The organism is Pantoea sp. UYEF8, from assembly GCF_040546285.1.
Lineage (GTDB): Bacteria > Pseudomonadota > Gammaproteobacteria > Enterobacterales > Enterobacteriaceae > Pantoea > Pantoea brenneri.
Genome location: NZ_JBEPNM010000001.1, coordinates 34,044 through 50,895 on the forward strand (window position 1 = coordinate 34,044; position 16,852 = coordinate 50,895).

The 16,852-nt window shown below is 52.5% G+C and carries 11 protein-coding genes and 1 pseudogene; all 12 read right to left on the bottom strand.

From position 1 onward, the window contains the following. Positions 1 to 121: 121 nt before the first annotated feature. The 12 genes and pseudogenes from ABIB18_RS00210 to tssH all read right to left on the bottom strand — a co-directional run bounded on the left by ABIB18_RS00210 (position 122) and on the right by tssH (position 16,812). A complete protein-coding gene (locus ABIB18_RS00210; RefSeq protein WP_354473437.1) occupies positions 122 to 349 on the bottom strand; it encodes a hypothetical protein in 228 nt (75 codons plus the stop codon). 28 nt (positions 350 to 377) lie between these two features. Then, positions 378 to 836, bottom strand: a pseudogene (locus ABIB18_RS00215) (glycohydrolase toxin TNT-related protein); the annotation flags it as partial. 752 nt (positions 837 to 1,588) lie between these two features. Beyond that, positions 1,589 to 1,960, bottom strand: coding sequence for a hypothetical protein (locus ABIB18_RS00225; RefSeq protein WP_354473439.1), 372 nt, complete (start codon positions 1,958 to 1,960; stop codon positions 1,589 to 1,591). A gap of 5 nt (positions 1,961 to 1,965) precedes the next feature. Then, positions 1,966 to 6,417 carry a glycohydrolase toxin TNT-related protein gene (locus ABIB18_RS00230; protein ID WP_354473441.1) on the bottom strand — a complete coding sequence of 1,484 codons (4,452 nt, stop codon included), beginning with the start codon at positions 6,415 to 6,417 and terminating at the stop codon, positions 1,966 to 1,968. A gap of 3 nt (positions 6,418 to 6,420) precedes the next feature. Beyond that, positions 6,421 to 6,861, bottom strand: a complete 441-nt coding sequence (locus tag ABIB18_RS00235; protein WP_354473443.1) for a DcrB-related protein — start codon at positions 6,859 to 6,861, stop codon at positions 6,421 to 6,423. A gap of 58 nt (positions 6,862 to 6,919) precedes the next feature. Next, positions 6,920 to 7,282: a hypothetical protein gene (locus ABIB18_RS00240; protein ID WP_354473444.1), complete on the bottom strand. Its 363-nt coding sequence runs from the start codon at positions 7,280 to 7,282 to the stop codon at positions 6,920 to 6,922. Positions 7,283 to 7,369: 87 nt separating this feature from the next. Further along, the gene (locus ABIB18_RS00245) at positions 7,370 to 7,930 is read right to left on the bottom strand and encodes a hypothetical protein (RefSeq protein WP_346555486.1); all 561 of its coding nucleotides are present in this window, start codon (positions 7,928 to 7,930) and stop codon (positions 7,370 to 7,372) included. An 84-nt stretch (positions 7,931 to 8,014) separates the two neighbouring features. After that, positions 8,015 to 8,794 (bottom strand): hypothetical protein, encoded by a 780-nt coding sequence (locus ABIB18_RS00250; protein ID WP_346555487.1) that lies wholly within the window; start codon positions 8,792 to 8,794, stop codon positions 8,015 to 8,017. A 597-nt stretch (positions 8,795 to 9,391) separates the two neighbouring features. Next, a complete protein-coding gene (locus ABIB18_RS00255; RefSeq protein ID WP_354473445.1) occupies positions 9,392 to 10,108 on the bottom strand; it encodes a hypothetical protein in 717 nt (238 codons plus the stop codon). A gap of 4 nt (positions 10,109 to 10,112) precedes the next feature. Next, on the bottom strand, positions 10,113 to 12,656 hold the full coding sequence (gene tssI / locus ABIB18_RS00260) for a type VI secretion system tip protein TssI/VgrG (protein ID WP_354473447.1): 2,544 nt from the start codon (positions 12,654 to 12,656) through the stop codon (positions 10,113 to 10,115). Between the two features lie 16 nt (positions 12,657 to 12,672). Beyond that, positions 12,673 to 14,175, bottom strand: a complete 1,503-nt coding sequence (locus ABIB18_RS00265) for a serine/threonine protein kinase (RefSeq protein WP_354473448.1) — start codon at positions 14,173 to 14,175, stop codon at positions 12,673 to 12,675. A 27-nt stretch (positions 14,176 to 14,202) separates the two neighbouring features. After that, entirely contained in the window at positions 14,203 to 16,812 is a 2,610-nt protein-coding gene (gene tssH, locus ABIB18_RS00270) for a type VI secretion system ATPase TssH (protein WP_354473449.1), read from the bottom strand. Between the last annotated feature and the right edge of the window lie 40 nt (positions 16,813 to 16,852).

The following is a 16,852-nucleotide window of genomic DNA, read 5'->3' on the forward strand; positions in this document are numbered from 1 at the left end:
GCATAAGAACTTAGAGCTTAAACAACGAAAGGGGGAATAATATCCGCCTACCAACTTCACTCTGCCTAAAATTAAAGCCAACAGATTCATCGTGAGAATCTTCCAGCTTTAACATTCTTATTTAACATCCCAGCATGTGTTTCAATCTCGCCAAAAATGCTTTGCATGCAGATTCTTCATCGGCGTAGCATCTTTCGTCAGTACGATGACCTCTTTCACTATAAAATATCTTCCAAAGCAACCCTTCATAGATTAAACATAAAGATTCATTAGATATATCATCAATTGAATAGCTATCCGCTGGAATATCCATAGATGATAACATTTTGATTAATAATTTTTTATCCACATTTTCTCCCTGTTTTAACTTCTTTTAAATGTCCGGAATCAATTAGAGACTGCACTGACTCTGGTAAAAGATATTGTGTACCTAAGCCAATCTCACCAAACCAAGGCGCTATTTTACTTTCGAGCACTCTGGGAATGGGTTTCATAACTTCATATACCGTGTATGGTTTGGTTTCAGTTCCAGGAGCCAGTGCTCGCATAGAATAAGGGGTACCAACCGGAGATGTATACTTACCGCCGGGGTAGCCATAACGATCAATTAATTCTCCTGGATTCAAAATGCTTACTTTTACAGGTCCTAATGCACCATCATTAGGGGGCCAAAATGTTACCAGCTCATTTGTCAGCCCCCAAGGATCCACCCACCCCAGCGCATTCGGTGCATACTGGTAGAGGTTGATCCCGCCCGCCAGCCCTATCGGGTCCTGCTGGGTAAACCGTCCGCTGTCCGGATCATAACAACGAAACAGATTGTAGTGCAGTCCGGTTGATTCGGCCCCTGCGGTGCCTCACCCCTTGGGGCCATCGCTGAAGCGATGTTCAAATTTGCTTAAAGCAAATTAGTCCCGGTCCAGGTACTGGCCCTGCATACGCAGGTTCTGAGAATAGCCTAATACCTGCGTCTCGCTTTCCCCTCCTACAGCAGGCGGAACCCTTCCCAGATAAACAGGGTTGTGACGCCCTGCAGGTTGGCTGTCCGCCCAACATCAGTGGTCGCGTTTTGCAGATGCGTCGCCCGAGTTGTAAATGACCTTCTCAGCTGTGCCGTCGAGCGAGTTATCGTTCCGCTATTCCCGCACCAGGTTATTGCGGTAGTCGTAATCCCAGCGGCGTATTGACGGGCGCTGGGCAATGCCGTTAAAGAGTTCCCATCAATGCAAGCGGCCAAGACGGCCGTACTCACTGCGGGTGGTCAGCAGCCCCTAGATGCGGCTCGTCTTTTGGTGGAGTTCGCCACGGATATACTGGCAGCTTATCGAGGGTAAGGATAAGTAAGGAGTGTAAGAGGAAGGCAAAATGCGTGCGGAAGGTTAAGATTACATCGTTAAAGATCACGACGTGATGAACTTCCTGATTAAGATTTAAATGGCTTCAGTTGTGTCTTGAGACTCTCTAGACCTAATGTCACATATTAAAAACCCACGTAATTGCCTTAGTTTTTTATTGAAAGATTAATAAATATTTGTGTAGATGAGTACTGAAGGCGAGTGACTCCCCTCGCCTTAACCCCTCAAAAATACTATCCAGCTATTACTAAACCTAGCAATATGATTTTATATCTGGCAGGTTGGCTTTCGCCTTCTGCCAGTACAATATGAATATCGTTACTTTCTAACAAACAAGAATAAATATATATATCAAGATTATTATGCTTATAAGAAGGTTCCGAATCATCATGAAATGTCAAAACCTTTATTCCGGGAATATTACTTACAATCTCTTCTTTTAAAGAACTGCTGACATCCCACAGAGGTCTTGCATTTATATTTTTTAATTCGACCTCTTGATTTAAAAATGGAATATATACTTTTTCTGAAAAATCATAAAAAAAATCTTCTTTGCCATCATATAGATTTTTTCTAGGTTTGAAGTTATAAAATTTCAGGCTCATAAATTTCATATCTCTCTAATTTTATTTTCGGCCAAAAGTTGGCTGATAGATTTAGATAGTTCATATTGCGTTCCTCCCCCAGGTTGATCAAACCAGGGGATAGCAGGTCCTGCATCTGCATGTACCGGTGCAATTACTTCATATGTTTTATATGGTCTACCTAACGTATCCAATGGTAACGCTCGACTTTCGAAAGATGCTCCAGCAGGGGATACAAAGGTTCCTCGATCACTGAATACACCGTTGTCGATACGCCCGCCATATCTATCGATCTTAGCACCCGTTTTCAGCGTTATCGGCGTTGCTTTGATGAACCCTCGGTTTGGAGGCCATGCTCCAGGCCCCATGAAGGACTCTAAGTTTTGCCAGTCTTGATTTTTCCATAATTTATATGCTTTGGAAGCATCTGAACGTGTTTTGAAAACACCTCTAGATTTAGATTGAAATCCATTCCATTCGTTTTGACACCTACTCAACCCCCACGGATCCACCCACCCCAGCGCATTCGGCGCATACTGGTAGAGGTTGATCCCGCCCGCCAGCCCTATCGGGTCCTGCTGGATAAACCGTCCGCTGTCCGGGTCATAATAACGAAACAGATTGTAGTGCAGTCCGGTTTCCCGGTCCAGGTACTGGCCCTGCATACGCAGGTTCTGCTGAACGACCGGCATCCGCTGGCTGGATTCACGCAGCAGCTTGCCCCACGGGCTGTTAATTCCTTCCCAGGCTTTTTGCCCTTCAGCGTCAGTCAGCAGTTCCGGCATTCCGTTGGCCGCATTATGGAACCAGTAAATCTCCGGGCTTTCCACGCCATCAATACGGGCCAGCGGTTCATAGCTCTGGCTGTCGCTGTAAACGTAGGTCAGCGGAGTGCCGTCGTGGATTTCCTGCAGCAGGCGGTAGCCTTCCCACACAAAGCGCGTCGTGACGGCGTTCCCGGACGGCCTGCCCTGTAACAGCTGCTGGCTGGTTTTACTGATACGACGCCCAAGCGGATCGTAGCGGAAACTCACCTTAGTGCGCGGCTTATTGCGGTCCCGCGGCTCGCAGATGACGTCTGTCAGGCGATGCTCACCATCATAGCGATAACGCCAGCGGGTGTGGCCATCATCTTTCTCAGTGGTACGGCCATGGATATCGTACTGCCAGCGGATACCGTTCAGTTCAGTGACGCGGTTATGCACCACATGGGCGGCACTATGGCGATCCAGCGGGTTGCCTGCGCTATCCCAGCGCCACTGTTCATTACCCGGCTGCGCACCGTCCTGAGACAACAGCCGGCCGGCGTTATCGTAGTTCCATAATGTCTGGCTGAACGGATTATCGTCGCGCTCTTCACGGATCAGGTTGTTGCCGTAATCGAAGTCGCGCCGGCGGGACCAGACGCGCGGTGCAGGTCGCTGTGAGTCACCCTTAAACACGTCACGGCGGCGCAGTCTGCCTAAGCGATCATACTCACTGCGCATGGTCAGGCCGCCCTGCGTCCGGCTGAGTTCCCGATGCAGCGTGTCACGTGTAAATTCCGTGACCGGCAGGTTGTCTAATGCGATGCTCAGCAGATGGCCGCTACCATAATAAAGCTGCTTCAGGTTGCGGCCATCCGGCAGCGTCAGGGCAGTGCAGTTGCCCAGCGCGTCATACTCCCAGGCCAGTTCGCCCTGCTCCCCCTGTTCAGCAACAATGCGCCCCAGCGCATCATGCTTAAAGGTAATCTCCTGCTCGGCCTGCTGGCTCCACTCGGTGTCAGACAGCGGCAGATGCTGCGACACTTTACCCAGTTGACCCCCTCCGCTGTAGTGATAGCGCGTCTGGCCTTCCGGCGTGGTCCGCGCCAGCAGTTGTCCTGCACAGCTCCAGTGGTAACGATGGGTAATGGACTGAGGATGTCCGGCGGCAAATGTGCGTGATACCGTGCGGCCCGCCGCATCATAGTCATATCGTGTGGCAACGCCATCCAGCCCGACCTGGGCCAGCAACAGAGAATCTGCGCCCCACTCGAACTGATACTGCTCGCCGTTCTCATTTTGCAGCGCCGTCAACCGGCCACGGCTGTCCCAGCGTCGCTGAACCGTCTCACCCTGCGCATTACGGTTGGCGATCAATCGCCCGACATTGTCGTAACGGAATTCACTGCGTTTGCCATCAGCCGACTCATAGGCCAGCGGCATTCCGTTTTCACTCCAGTGCAACCGCTCTTCCCATTCTTCTGCACGTTCCAGCTGAAGAGGACGGCCTGCGGCATCATAGTGATAACGGGTTTCTTCACCATCCGGCGCGATGACACAGCTGAGCCAGCCCAGGGGATGATAACGGTAGCGCGTGGTGAGCCCTGAACAGTCGGTTTCACGGATAACCTGGCCGGCATCGTTAAACTCACGGCGGTAGCTATTACCTGCTGCGTCAGTCTCTTCGACAACCAGTCCGAACTCATCCCGCTGATAGAGCGTGCTTTGCCCGAGCGCATCAACAACACGTTCAAGGCCGTGATGGGGATCGTAATAGTATTTCGTTGTGGAACCGTCAGCTCCGACAACAACCGTGGGCAGCGAACGGTGTGACAGCCATTGCACCGCCTGCACACCACCGTCAGCATCCTTCTTTTCAACACGGTTGCCCAGATCGTCATAGGTAAAGCTCACCGCGTTGCCCAGCGGATCGATGCGACGCGTCAGGAGTTCGTTTTCATCCCACTCATAACGCCATTTCTCACCGCGCTCATCAATAAAACAGGTGATGAGACCCGCGGCGTTCCAGTGGTGTTCGCGCTGCTGACCGTCATAGGTCGACACGCGCGTGATGCCCGCCTCAAGATCGTAATGCATGTGGCAGCCATCACCGCTGTTGGTGCGGTTTTCTACAACGCGCCAGTGATCCAGCTTCTGCCAGCGATATTCGCTTTCCAGTCCGCCCGGCAGCTGATGCCAGACCATCAATCCATCGTTGTTGTAACGGAAGCGTCGTGAGACAACGCCTGCGGCATCAGTAACGCTGGCAAGCTGGCCCCGATCATTGTAGGTCCAGCGCGTGAGAGGCCAGTGCTGATCGCCATCAAAATGGCTGGCTGATGTCGGACGCCGCGCGTGTTGTTTGTCGTCGTAGTGCAGCGTAACGTCAATTGCCAGCGGCGCGTCATGGATACGCACCAGGCGAGCCTGTTCATCCCAGCCCATCTCCAGCGCATTACCGTACTCGTCGCTCAGTGAAGCCAGGCGCAGCACCTGCGGATCAGCGGCCGTGCGCCTGTAAAGACGCCATACCGCACCGTCGTCATCGGCAATGGCGATATCGCCAGACGCGTTGCGCCGCACCATCAGCCCTTCGCTGATGCTGTAGAGCACCTCTTTTTCCCCGGGAACGTCAAAGCTCAGCTCGCGCCCGTTGTCATCAAACCAGGTTGCCCGATTCCCTTCCAGCGTCAGGTAACTGTCAAACACCGTGGCCCAGCCCTGACCAAACAGGCCAGTGCGCTGGGTCAGACTGTTATAGCTGCGCTGAAAACTGAGAGGGAAACGTCCGGGAAGGGAAAAATCGCGCTCGGCATCATCATTAAGGACTTTGACGCCGGTCGCCGCATGAACCGGAAACAGCGACGAGAAGGCCGCATTGATAGCCATGTCCGCCGCCATACCGCCCACGGCACTGGCCAGCGCGCAGGGCATATTCTTCAGGATCTGACTGGGCCGACCACGGATAAGGGAAAGGCCGATCATCATCACGGCCAGACCTGGCACCTTGCCGCTTTTTATCTCTCTTACCGTGACGGTTTCACCACCAATGATGACATTGGGGGAAACATCGTCGCTCACGGTGGCGTCACAGGTGGTTTTATCCTTTGCGCGCACTGCAGGCTGGCCATTGATGAAGACGCTTTTCGACCCCTGAGCCAGATATTGCGGTGCACTGTGTTTTTCACAGGCCACTTTGTCCTGCTCCAGCGGAGAGGTACCCGCATCGGCGGAGGCTACCGTGGGCTGCCACATTGCACTGCCAAACTGGCCGACCGCAGAGAGCAACATGCCGCCGTAGTCGGCGAAGCTCTGCGGCGATTGTGGCTCCGGTGGCGGTGTCTCGCCGGGCGTGAGCATCCCGGCCGCGCGTGCGGCTAATAGACCATTAACGTAGACATTCACTGACCCACTGGCGATTACTCCGGCAGGTGACGGCGGGAATATCATGTTTCCCAGCCCATCGGCCGCTTTGCTGATCTCTTGTGACAGACCAACGGCATTGGCCAGTACACCACCCAGAATACCGCTGAGCAGGCAACTGTTACCCACGGCTGCTACACTCGCCGCTGCCGCCCCTGTACCTAGCAGGGGCGCTGCCGAGACGATAGCAGCACCCACTGCGGCACCAATGACGGCATAGGCCGCACCTTCCGCAACAATGCTCGTGATATCAGCGAAAATGCTGGAGTGAATGATCTCGTCGCCCAGGCGGGCAGCAGGGTTATCCATAGGTTATGCTTTCCGTGGATTGTTCAGACTCAGGCTTTGTTTAAATGCACTCCAGCGCTGTCCGTCTTCTTCATTGAATGGACGCATGGCTGAGAGCGTAAAAATCATTAAGATGTTCGAGTCAGGCACCTGTGTAGCCAGCTGTTTCTGCCACACTGCCTGCCCGTTACGGTCAAATACGGTTTCAACTTCAACCGCGTGTAATGTGTTATCCACACCTGCCATCAAACGTACAAATTCAGTCTGCTGGATATGGCCCATCTGACTCCGCAATGTGTCCCACTGATGCTGAAACTCTTTTTCCGCATCACTGCCCTCAGAAATAACACCACGGCTCACAACCCAGGCCAGCCCGCTGGCTTCATCGCGGAGAATATTCATGGTGGTGTCCTGCCAGGCAGCAGGAAAAAGCGCAAAGGCGCCTTCATTGAATTGGTAATGCATAATAGATATCCATATGGGGAAAGTAAAAATGTAATGTTATTAACAGCAGAGGGAGTAACTATTTATTTGCATCATAATCGGGTGCGATACCCGTGTGTGATTCAATCAATCTTTCTTTTTCTACCCAGCCATTAGCCTGATTTCCGTCATTAGCCACATACATTACGCTGTAATATTTTCCATATTCGACGCAAGCATATAATTCATTGACAGGCACCACAAAAACGTCTTTCTCTACACAACGGCCATCAGGTGCAGAATAAAATTGCAGCCGTCCTGACCCGCCAACCCTGTAGACATTATCTGTATTGTCGAAACGCACGCCTTTTGCGTTAGCAGCATCACTCAAAATCTGGCATGCGTTATTGGCAAACACGGCCAGAGGCAATGAAAATGCTATTAAAGATAAAACTTTGACCATGAAAATCCTGTCATATTTAATAATGCTATTCACATCAGAGGAATATAAAATGATTTAATTCTGCGTTACGCTTTACACAGAATATTTTCAATACTCCGTATTAATCGACATCATAATATGACTGATTTTTTTATTCTCAAGCTGGAAAGAAATACGTTTACTGTCAGCGTCATAGTATAACCAGTGCTGATTGTTACTTTCATCCACTGTGCCCTGACCATACTTGCTGACCAGCACATCCTGACTGTCACCGATTTCTACGCCTCTGGCTGTTTTGATCGCAGGCGTATTGATGGTGATCTGTGCAATGAGGTAGCTATCGATACCACGCTGCTTCTTTTGCCAGAACAGGTTGGCAGTGTAGATTTCAAAACCATCATATTTATGCTGGTAATACTTATAGCTGGTGTCACCGACAGGCACGTCGCCAACGAAGTTTTCACTTATCTGCGCGCCCACCTGCTTCTGAATTTCACTGCTCCAATCGTCACCTAAAGTTAAACCATGATGATTTATTATCACATAAAAGTCAGATTTTTTTAGTTGAGTACTGGAGTTACCAGCCATTACACAGTGAGAATGAAAAGAAAAAATAAATGAAAGCAGCACACCCAATCGAAAATTACGTTTACTTTTAAGATGAGCCATTTTAAAAAACTCCATTTGCATAGAATCTGCAAACATCGTGTTTGATGGTGCGCATACATGACGCACCATCAAATAGTGATTTAATTACTCGGAACCATTCTTCCACTTTCCGTCTTCAGACAGCACGATTTTATTATTAACGACAACCGTAAGGTTACTAATTACATTGTTGATAATATAGGTTGCATCATGATTGCGGAATTTATAACTCAGCACCGCGCAGGATGCTTGACCACAATCACTTTTCGTGGCTTTACCTTTTAATCTGACAACTGCACCATCTGATTTTCTTACACCCTCATAACTAACGTCATTACACTCCGACCCAGCAGCACAGAGCGAAGTTATTTTGATTTTAAATTTTGCGGTCTCAAAAACTTTCTCGCCATCTTTTTGACTATCTTTTTGGTTCTTATCGGGAGTGGTTGACTTATCTTTATCAAAGCGTTTTGTCCACAGTGCAATATCATCCTGCATATTATTACTTGCACGATCATTACTTACATAATGTATTTTATCATCCTCAGGCAGCATCCATGCAGCATAGACTTTTCCGTCAGACTGTATAACAAATGCTGAAGCCTGCTCAAGGTAAAGATCTTTTAGCCAGCCCTCAACGAATATACCACCACTCTCTGTTTTATGAGGCTCGCCAAAAACATCAAAATTCTGGCTGAAGTTATTATACTCACTACCTAGCACAGACTTTAAACTGGAAACGACTTTCTGGTCTTTAAAAATACTTGAAACATTGTTCAGACTATTATATTGAGAGAAAAACGACTGGGTATTGGATGCTGCTGCAACACCTATTGAGCCACTTGTAAAAACAACCAGAAAAAATAACTTAATAAATAAATTCATTTCACTCACCTGAAAACTTTAAAAACTCGGCAATTTCATTAGTATATCGCTTGGTCAAACCGTTTTAATAATGATCCCACCAGTTATATGAAACACCATTTTTCACCGTAGTGGTTGAACCATATATTCACTTGTTATAATTCAACATTGAGCTGACAAGGTCGTCTTAGGCCAAAACTGAACTCAGGGTCTTACCTGCACGTACAAAACTTTCGTTGCTTCAGGTTTTACCGGGAGTGAAAGCATAGTAATTCAGCAGAGCGGAAAAATCGCCTTCATTAAGGATTGGAACGGACGATCCCGTGCTGGATTCGGCCCTTGCACTGCAGGATAAAAAGAGGAGAACATGCACAAAGATAAGACTGGCGAAAAAACGTTTTACAATCACTGTATTTTATCGGAGTAAGTGATAAAAATAAGAGAGAATTTGTATTTATTCACTAATTCAGCGCGATTAAATTAATTTAATATAAATTTAAAATTAAATTATGAGTGCGAGGGGGCAAGACATCACCACCCCGAAAAAACACCATAACATTTATTAACTTTATGCTTATCATTCAAGCTGAAGAAAAAATGGCGTTTTGAAAAATATTATCACTCCCATTTACCACTTTGCTCTACAAGTTTTTTATTACCCTGCATTACCTTTAACGCAAGCGGATTAAAGCGCACAATATAATCTACACCGCTATTTTTAAAAATCATTCCGTCGGCTTTATTTGAATTAACAGGCTGCGTGGTTTTACCTTCAAGAGTGATTTGTTTCCCATCTTTATTTCTCAGGCCAAAGTATTTAACTTTATCACATACAGTATAAAACCCTCCACAACCATTCACTAAAGTAATGGTAAAATCAGATGTTGAAAAAACTTTCATATCTGATTTTAAATTCTCCTGATTTACTTCTTTATCGAGCGTGTAATTTTTAGGCGCATAGAACTCACCATTCTCAGGATCTTTAATTAACGTCCATATAACTTTATTATCTTTAATTTCTAAACTTGCTTTACCTTTTACCCCACCAAAAGCAGAATCAAAATCAATCAAAGCATTATTTCTATTTGCAACACCTTTGAGATTTTTTTGTTCATTATCAGGACAATCTATTTTATTACCGCTTCTGGTAACATAGCAATAGCTACCCATTATGTTATTATTTTTCTGTTTTAACTTTAATGTTAACGTTGAGTATAATGATCCATTATCATTTTTTTCCTGCCCACTCCACTGACCAGTAAAGTCGCTAGCAGCAAACAAGGATAATGAAGATGTTGACAACAAAACCGCTAAGCTAAATCCAACTTTTTTCATTTAATTAACCTTTAAAATCAAGACAATCATTGACCCTATTAATCCAGCCGGTAAGATTAGGTAAGTTTTTAGGATCAGATATAGTCAGGTTAGTATAATATTGCTTTCTGATTTCAGCAATACTATCGGTTAGTTTGCCTGAATCTTCGACACTATTCATAGCTGAAATTGTATCAGGTCCAATGACACCATCAACACTCAAATTTTTTCCATATTGGCTATTTAAGAGTTTTTGAATCTGCTTTCCGGCCCCTCCAGATGTAATGCTCCAGTCATAGGACATTAAAGCTAATTTAGGATCTTGGATGTCATTAAAACCACTTGGGTCCCAATATCTTTTTTTGTAAATAACCTCAGCCTGTTCTGGAGTGATTTTTTTCAGATTTTCTAATGTTGGCTCAACCCCTAAATCTTCTTTTGAATATTTTTTCCATGTATTCCAGGCAATACCATGGTTCGTTGGACCGCCCTTGTCAGATGCACGATTTGCATAGCCTCCTTCATGTCTTAAAATTATTGGCGAAATGGTTGAAAAATTGTCACCATTTTTTGGTGTTGTCGCCTCTTTCGCCGGTGCCGCCGCAGCTTTTGGCGCAGCCGGAGCCGCCTGTCCTTTCTGCTTCGGCGGGAACAGATTCTCTACGGCCTGGCTGATATTCTGTTTATGACTGGATCCCGGTGCGCTTGTGCCCGGCTTCGCGCCATCCGTGTTCAGGTTCAGTTTGCCGCCAGAGGTGGTGATATGACCATCACCCTGCACAAAAATATTGAAGCCCTTGCCCACAATATTAATCTGGCCATTCGCATTCAGTTCGATAGCACTCTCTCCGCATTCAAGGCGAAGTTTAGTCCCCGAACCCACTACATAGGTATCGACCACCGCATCGAGTTTGCTCTTACCGGTCAGCCGCTCTTCGCCCCCTTTTACACCGTGGACACGGTTGGTTTCGACACGGTAGAGCTCATTGCCGCCCGCGTAATGGCTGTGATTGTTGGCGACTGAATGACTGGCGTCATTTTTAACATGGGTATCCATGTTCTTCTGCGCCTGTATCCACAGATGTTCCTCACCCGCCTTATCCTCAAACCTTAACGCGTTCGCGGTGTCCGCCGTGCCATCCTTCGACCGGCTTAAAAAACCCATCTGCGTGGCCGCCGCCGGCAGCGCCCACGGCGGCATGCTCGCCTCGTTGTAAACCCGCCCGATGATCAGCGGACGATCCGGATCGCCGTTGATGAAGTCCACCACCACTTCGTCGTTCACTCGCGGGATCTGCACCCCGCCAAATCCCTGACCGGCCCAGGCGCTGGAGACGCGCACCCAGCAGGAGCTGGTGTCGTCGCCCTCCGCCAGCCGGTCCCAGTGAAACTTCACCTTTACCCGGCCGTAGCGGTCGGTCCAGATCGACTCGCCTTTGGGCCCCACCACCTTCGCGGTCTGCGGGCCGTGCGTTTTCGGCCACGCCGTTTCCGGCGGCGTGCGGTAGGTCACCGACGACGGCAGCACCGTGAAGTGGATGTTGTGACGGCTGTCGCCGGTGTCGCCGCTGGCGTAGGCGTTCTCGGCGAAGTCATAGCTCGCCGAGGTCACCAGATACTCGCCGTTGTCGCTGAAGTGCGGCGCGTTGATGATTGAGAAGGTAAAGCCCGGCGCGATGCCGGTGGCGGTGCCCGACCCGCTGACGCTGTGGTGCTCGGCCTGCCACACCTCCTGACGGATGCGCGCGTAGGACTCGCCGTGGCTGTGGTCGACAAAATGGCCCGGCCAGTCGTAAACGTCCACCGAGCCCGGCACCGGCGACGCCGGATTCTGGCGGGCCTGCAGCATCCAGGCGTTCGGCTTGCGGAAGTCGTAGTCGTCGGTGCTGTAGATGCCCGGCGTCACGCTCTCCGCCAGCGACCACTGGCTGATGCCCTCTTCCGTCACCACGCCGCCCGACGGGGTGACGTGATAGGCGATGGTCTCATAGCCCGGAAACGCCTGATGCTGGTCCGGCGCGTCGCACAGCACCAGCGTGTGTCTGTCCGCCTCGTGGCGGAAGAAGTAGTAAATCCCCTCCAGCTCCATCAGGCGGCTGATAAAGTCCAGGCTGCTCTCCTGATACTGCACGCAGTACTCCCACACCCGGTAGCTGCCCGCCAGGCGCGTCTCCACATTGACCCCGTACTCCTTCAGCAGCGTCTGCACAATCTGCGGCACCGTCTGGCTCTGAAAGATGCGCAGGTTGCGGTCGCGCTTCATCGGCCACAGGTCCGGCTCGACCGTCAGCGCATAGACCGCGTAGCGGGTGCCGCTCAGCTCCTGGCTGCGCACCGCCACCCGGGTGATTTTGCCGTTGAGGTAGCGCGGGTTCAGCGCGTTCATCAGGCCGTCGGTCGGCAGCGTAAACGTCACCGGCTTCCCCAGCAGGGCGTGGCGGTCGATGCGCGCGTCGGTGGCCAGCAGTTCGGCGGTGAGCACAAACGGACGGGACAGCGTCTCGGTGCCCTTAAGCGTATGGAACAGCAGGCCGTCCGCCGGCAGCTGTGCAGTAATGCGTGAGAACATAAGTAATCCCTGACTATTAACTGTGTGGATCGAGCAACCAGACACCTTCTTCACTGATGTTCAGCGTTTGTTCGCGGGTGCCACTCTGGCCGCTGATGGCAAAGGTGTAGTTGCCCGGTGCCAGTTGCAGCGTGGCGAAGCCATTCACCGCGGGGACCAGCGCCTGCGGCTGACCGTTCACCTGAACGCGCTCACCCTGCTGCAGACGGATATAGACCTGGGCGACCGGCGCGGGCGGCGGTGCCGGTTGTGGATCGGGTTCACGCGCGGCGGTCTGCGCAGGCGCGGTAGTCTGAACCGGCGTGCTGGCAACCGTTTCTGGCGGAGCTTCAGCCTGGGTCGGTGGCGCGGCAACCGGCTGGTTAACCGGCGCGACGGTGACGGCAGGCGCGGCGTTTTGCGCGGTCTCAGTTGGAGCCGTCTGCTCATTACCGCGTGACATCAGCAGACCGGCGCACAGGCCGACCAGCACGCCAGCGGCAACCAGGCCCGGCAGTGCAAAGCGATGTCCCAGCAATGTTTTCAGTTTCGAGTCGGTTTTGATCACCTCCTCTTCTTCAATCGGCACCAGCATGGTGCCCGGTCCGCTGATTTTTGCACTGAGCAGCGGTTCCGGCTCGCGTTCCGGCAGCGCCATCAGCGCAGCAAAATCATCAATGCTTTGCGGCCGATCTTCCGGTTTCAACGCCAGCGCGCGATCGACGGCGCTGAGCAGCGCGCTGGAGTAGCCCGCCAGACGACGCTGCACCAGCGGCTGGTAGTTATCTTCGATGCTGCGCACCACGCTGACCGGCGGCGGCGCACCGGTGATCAGCGTATGCAGCACCGCGCCCAGCGCGTAGATATCAGTCCACGCGCCCTGCTCGCTCTCATCGTTGTCGCTGTACTGCTCAATCGGCGCATAGCCGGGACGCAGCATGGTCTCGCTCTCATCCGACAGGTTGCCGATGGTTTTACGCGCAGAGCCAAAGTCCAGCAGGATCGGTTCGCCACTGCTCTGGATCTGGATGTTATCCAGTGAGATATCGCGGTGCAGGTAACCTGCTTCATGGATGGTCTTGATCGCCCCCAGCAGCGGTGGCAGCAGACGGCGGATCCAGGTCTCATTCACCGACTGCGGATTACGTTCGCGGAAGCTGGAGAGCGTGGTGCCGCTGTAGAACACCGTGCCCATGTAGGCGGTGTCGTTCTGCACCCAGAAACGCAGTACGTGCAGCAGGTTGGGATGATTAAAGCGCGCCAGCAGCCGCGCCTCCTGAATAAAACTGTTCAGTCCGGCGTGAAAGGTTTTGCTGAACCGCTCGCTGCGCAGCACCAGATTCAGGTCATCGCTGCGCACTGCCAGCGAGGCGGGCATAAACTCTTTGATGGCGATATCACGTTCCAGCTGATGATCCCAGGCGCGATAGACGATGCCAAAGCCGCCACCGCCGATGACCTCTTTGATTTCAAACTCATTGAAGCGGTAACCCAGCGGCAAGGCGTTGGGGACATTCAGGGGTTGATCATGTTCCGACATATTCAATTACTCTCTGATAGCCAGGCTTTAAACCGCGAACTGGCAGACAAATTCACCCTGCTCACAACGCACATCGACGCGGCGATAGCGTTCATCGCGGGCGTGGGCGCTCAGCAGGATCTGGCTCATCTGTGGCAACAGCGTGTTGGTGAGGATGGCATCCACCATGCGACCGCCCGACTCGACTTCGGTGCAGCGCTGCACAATCTGGCTCACCACTGACTCATCGATTTGCGCCTCAATGCCGTGGTTCTCGGCCAGACGACGCACAATGCGCGCCAGCTGCAGCCGCACAATCTCCGCCAGCATCGCGTCGCTGAGCGGGTAATACGGCACCACCAGCAGACGGCCCAGCAGCGCAGGCGGGAACACCTCCAGCAGCGGCTTACGCAGCGCGGTGCTCAGGGCGTCGGGGTCGGGCATCAGTTCAGGATCGGCACACATCGCGCTGATTAACTGCGTTCCGACATTGGAAGTCAGAATGATGATGGTGTTGCGAAAATCGATATGGCGGCCTTCGCCATCCTCCATCCAGCCTTTATCAAACACCTGGAAGAAGAGTTCATGCACATCCGGATGGGCTTTCTCAATCTCATCCAGCAGCACTACACTGTAGGGGCGACGGCGAACGGCTTCGGTCAGCACGCCGCCTTCGCCATACCCGACGTAGCCCGGCGGTGCGCCTTTCAGCGTCGAGACGGTGTGCGCCTCCTGAAACTCACTCATGTTGATGGTGATAATGTTCTGCTCGCCGCCATACAGCGACTCCGCCAGCGCCAGCGCGGTTTCAGTTTTGCCGACACCGGAAGGGCCGCACAGCATAAACACGCCGACCGGCTTGTTGGGATTATCAAGGCGCGCGCGCGAGGTGCGTACCCGTCTGGCGATCAGATCCAGACCGTGACGCTGACCGATGACCCGCTGGTTCAGGGTGTCGGCCAGATTCAGCACCGCGTCGATCTCATTCTTCACCATTCTGCCCAGCGGAATGCCGGTCCAGTCGGAGACCACCGCAGCCACCACGCCTGCATCGACAGCGGCAAACAGCAGCGGCGTGTCGCCCTGCAGCGCAGTAAGCTGCTGCTGCGTCGCATCGCGCTGTTCACGCAGCGCCGCATCCTCTTCTGTGACACAGCGGGCGCGCAACGCAATCAGCGTCTCAACCAGTTCACGCTCCTGCAGCCAGCGCTGTTGCAGCTCATCCCGCTCGGCTTCCAGCGCAGCGCGCTGCACTGCAATCGCCTGCTGGCGGGTGGCGTCGCCGAGGCCGACCCGGATTTCACGTTCGATGATCTCCGCTTCAATCTCCAGCGCCGCCAGACGGTGCAGGCAATCTTCCAGCGCTGCGGGTTGTGCGCCCTGGCTAACCGCCACGCGGGCGCAGGCGGTATCCAGCAGCGCCACCGCTTTATCAGGCAGCTGGCGCGCCGGAATGTAGCGATGCGACAGTTTCACCGCCGCACTGACCGCATCATCCAGCAACAGCACCCGATGATGTTTCTCCAGCGCGCTGACGGTACTGCGCAGCATCAGAATCGCTTTGGCTTCATCCGGCTCCTGCACCTGTACGGTCTGGAAGCGACGGGTCAGCGCCGGATCTTTCTCAATGTACTTTTTGTATTCCGCCCAGGTGGTCGCGCCGATGGTGCGCAGCTGTCCGCGTGCCAGCGCCGGTTTAAGCAGGTTGGCGGCGTCACCGGTGCCCTGCTGACCGCCTGCCCCGACCAGGGTGTGGATCTCATCAACAAACAGCACAATCGGCGTCGGGCTGGACTGCACCTCATTGATCAGCGCCTGCAGTCGCGCTTCAAACTCCCCTTTCATGCCGGCACCGGCCTGCAGCATGCCGATGTCCAGCAGCCACAGTTGCACATCACGCAGCGGCGCGGGCACATCGCCTGCGGCGATACGTAAGGCGAGGCCCTCGACCACCGCGGTTTTTCCCACTCCCGCTTCACCGGTCAGCAGCGGATTGTTCTGGCGGCGACGCATCAGAATATCGACCATCTGGCGGATTTCGTCGTCACGTCCGGTCACCGGATCGATACGGCCTTCACGGGCGCGCGCCGTCAGGTCCTGTGCATATTGCGCCAGCGTACTGCCACTGGTGGTGGGTGGCGTGCCAGCAGCATCCGCCGGTGCGCTCAGCGCCTGCTGCGCTTCTTTGCTGCTGCTGAGCAGCGCGTCAAACTCCGCCAGCAGCGCATCGGCATTGACCCGGCTGAACTGTCCGGAGATGCCTTTCAGCACGCTGGCGAGGTTGAAGGTTTTCAGCATGCCGATCAGCAAATGGCCACCGCGAATGCGGGTCGCGCCATATTTCAGCGAAGCGTAAACCCACGCGCGCTCGACGGCGCTGTCGATATGCTCGGAGAGGTCGGAGACCGCACTGGCACCGCGCGGCAGGCGATCCAGCGCGGCAACGATGTCCTGAGTCAGGGCCTTTTCATCCAGTGAAAAATGTGTAATGACCTGCTGAAAGTCGCCATCCTGCTGTTGCATCAGCTGATGCAGCCAGTGCACCAGCTCGACATAGGGATTGCCGCGCAGTTTGCAAAAGGCGGTGGCGCTTTCCAGCGAGGTAAATAACAGCGTATCCAGTTTGCCGAACAGTACGGCACGGCTGATTTCTGACATAGGGGGCTCTCTTCAATGAAAGACGCAGGCTGTGTAACAG

Excerpts from the sequence above, each read along its gene's own strand:
- ABIB18_RS00240 (WP_354473444.1), bottom strand. The coding sequence starts at position 7,282 with ATGGTCAAAGTTTTATCTTTAATAGCATTTTCATTGCCTCTGGCCGTG.
- ABIB18_RS00265 (WP_354473448.1), bottom strand. The coding sequence starts at position 14,175 with ATGTCGGAACATGATCAACCCCTGAATGTCCCCAACGCCTTGCCGCTG.
- ABIB18_RS00230 (WP_354473441.1), bottom strand. The coding sequence starts at position 6,417 with ATGGATAACCCTGCTGCCCGCCTGGGCGACGAGATCATTCACTCCAGC.
- ABIB18_RS00250 (WP_346555487.1), bottom strand. The coding sequence starts at position 8,794 with ATGAATTTATTTATTAAGTTATTTTTTCTGGTTGTTTTTACAAGTGGC.
- ABIB18_RS00245 (WP_346555486.1), bottom strand. The coding sequence starts at position 7,930 with ATGGCTCATCTTAAAAGTAAACGTAATTTTCGATTGGGTGTGCTGCTT.
- ABIB18_RS00225 (WP_354473439.1), bottom strand. The coding sequence starts at position 1,960 with ATGAGCCTGAAATTTTATAACTTCAAACCTAGAAAAAATCTATATGAT.
- ABIB18_RS00255 (WP_354473445.1), bottom strand. The coding sequence starts at position 10,108 with ATGAAAAAAGTTGGATTTAGCTTAGCGGTTTTGTTGTCAACATCTTCA.
- tssH (WP_354473449.1), bottom strand. The coding sequence starts at position 16,812 with ATGTCAGAAATCAGCCGTGCCGTACTGTTCGGCAAACTGGATACGCTG.
- tssI (WP_354473447.1), bottom strand. The coding sequence starts at position 12,656 with ATGTTCTCACGCATTACTGCACAGCTGCCGGCGGACGGCCTGCTGTTC.
- ABIB18_RS00235 (WP_354473443.1), bottom strand. The coding sequence starts at position 6,861 with ATGCATTACCAATTCAATGAAGGCGCCTTTGCGCTTTTTCCTGCTGCC.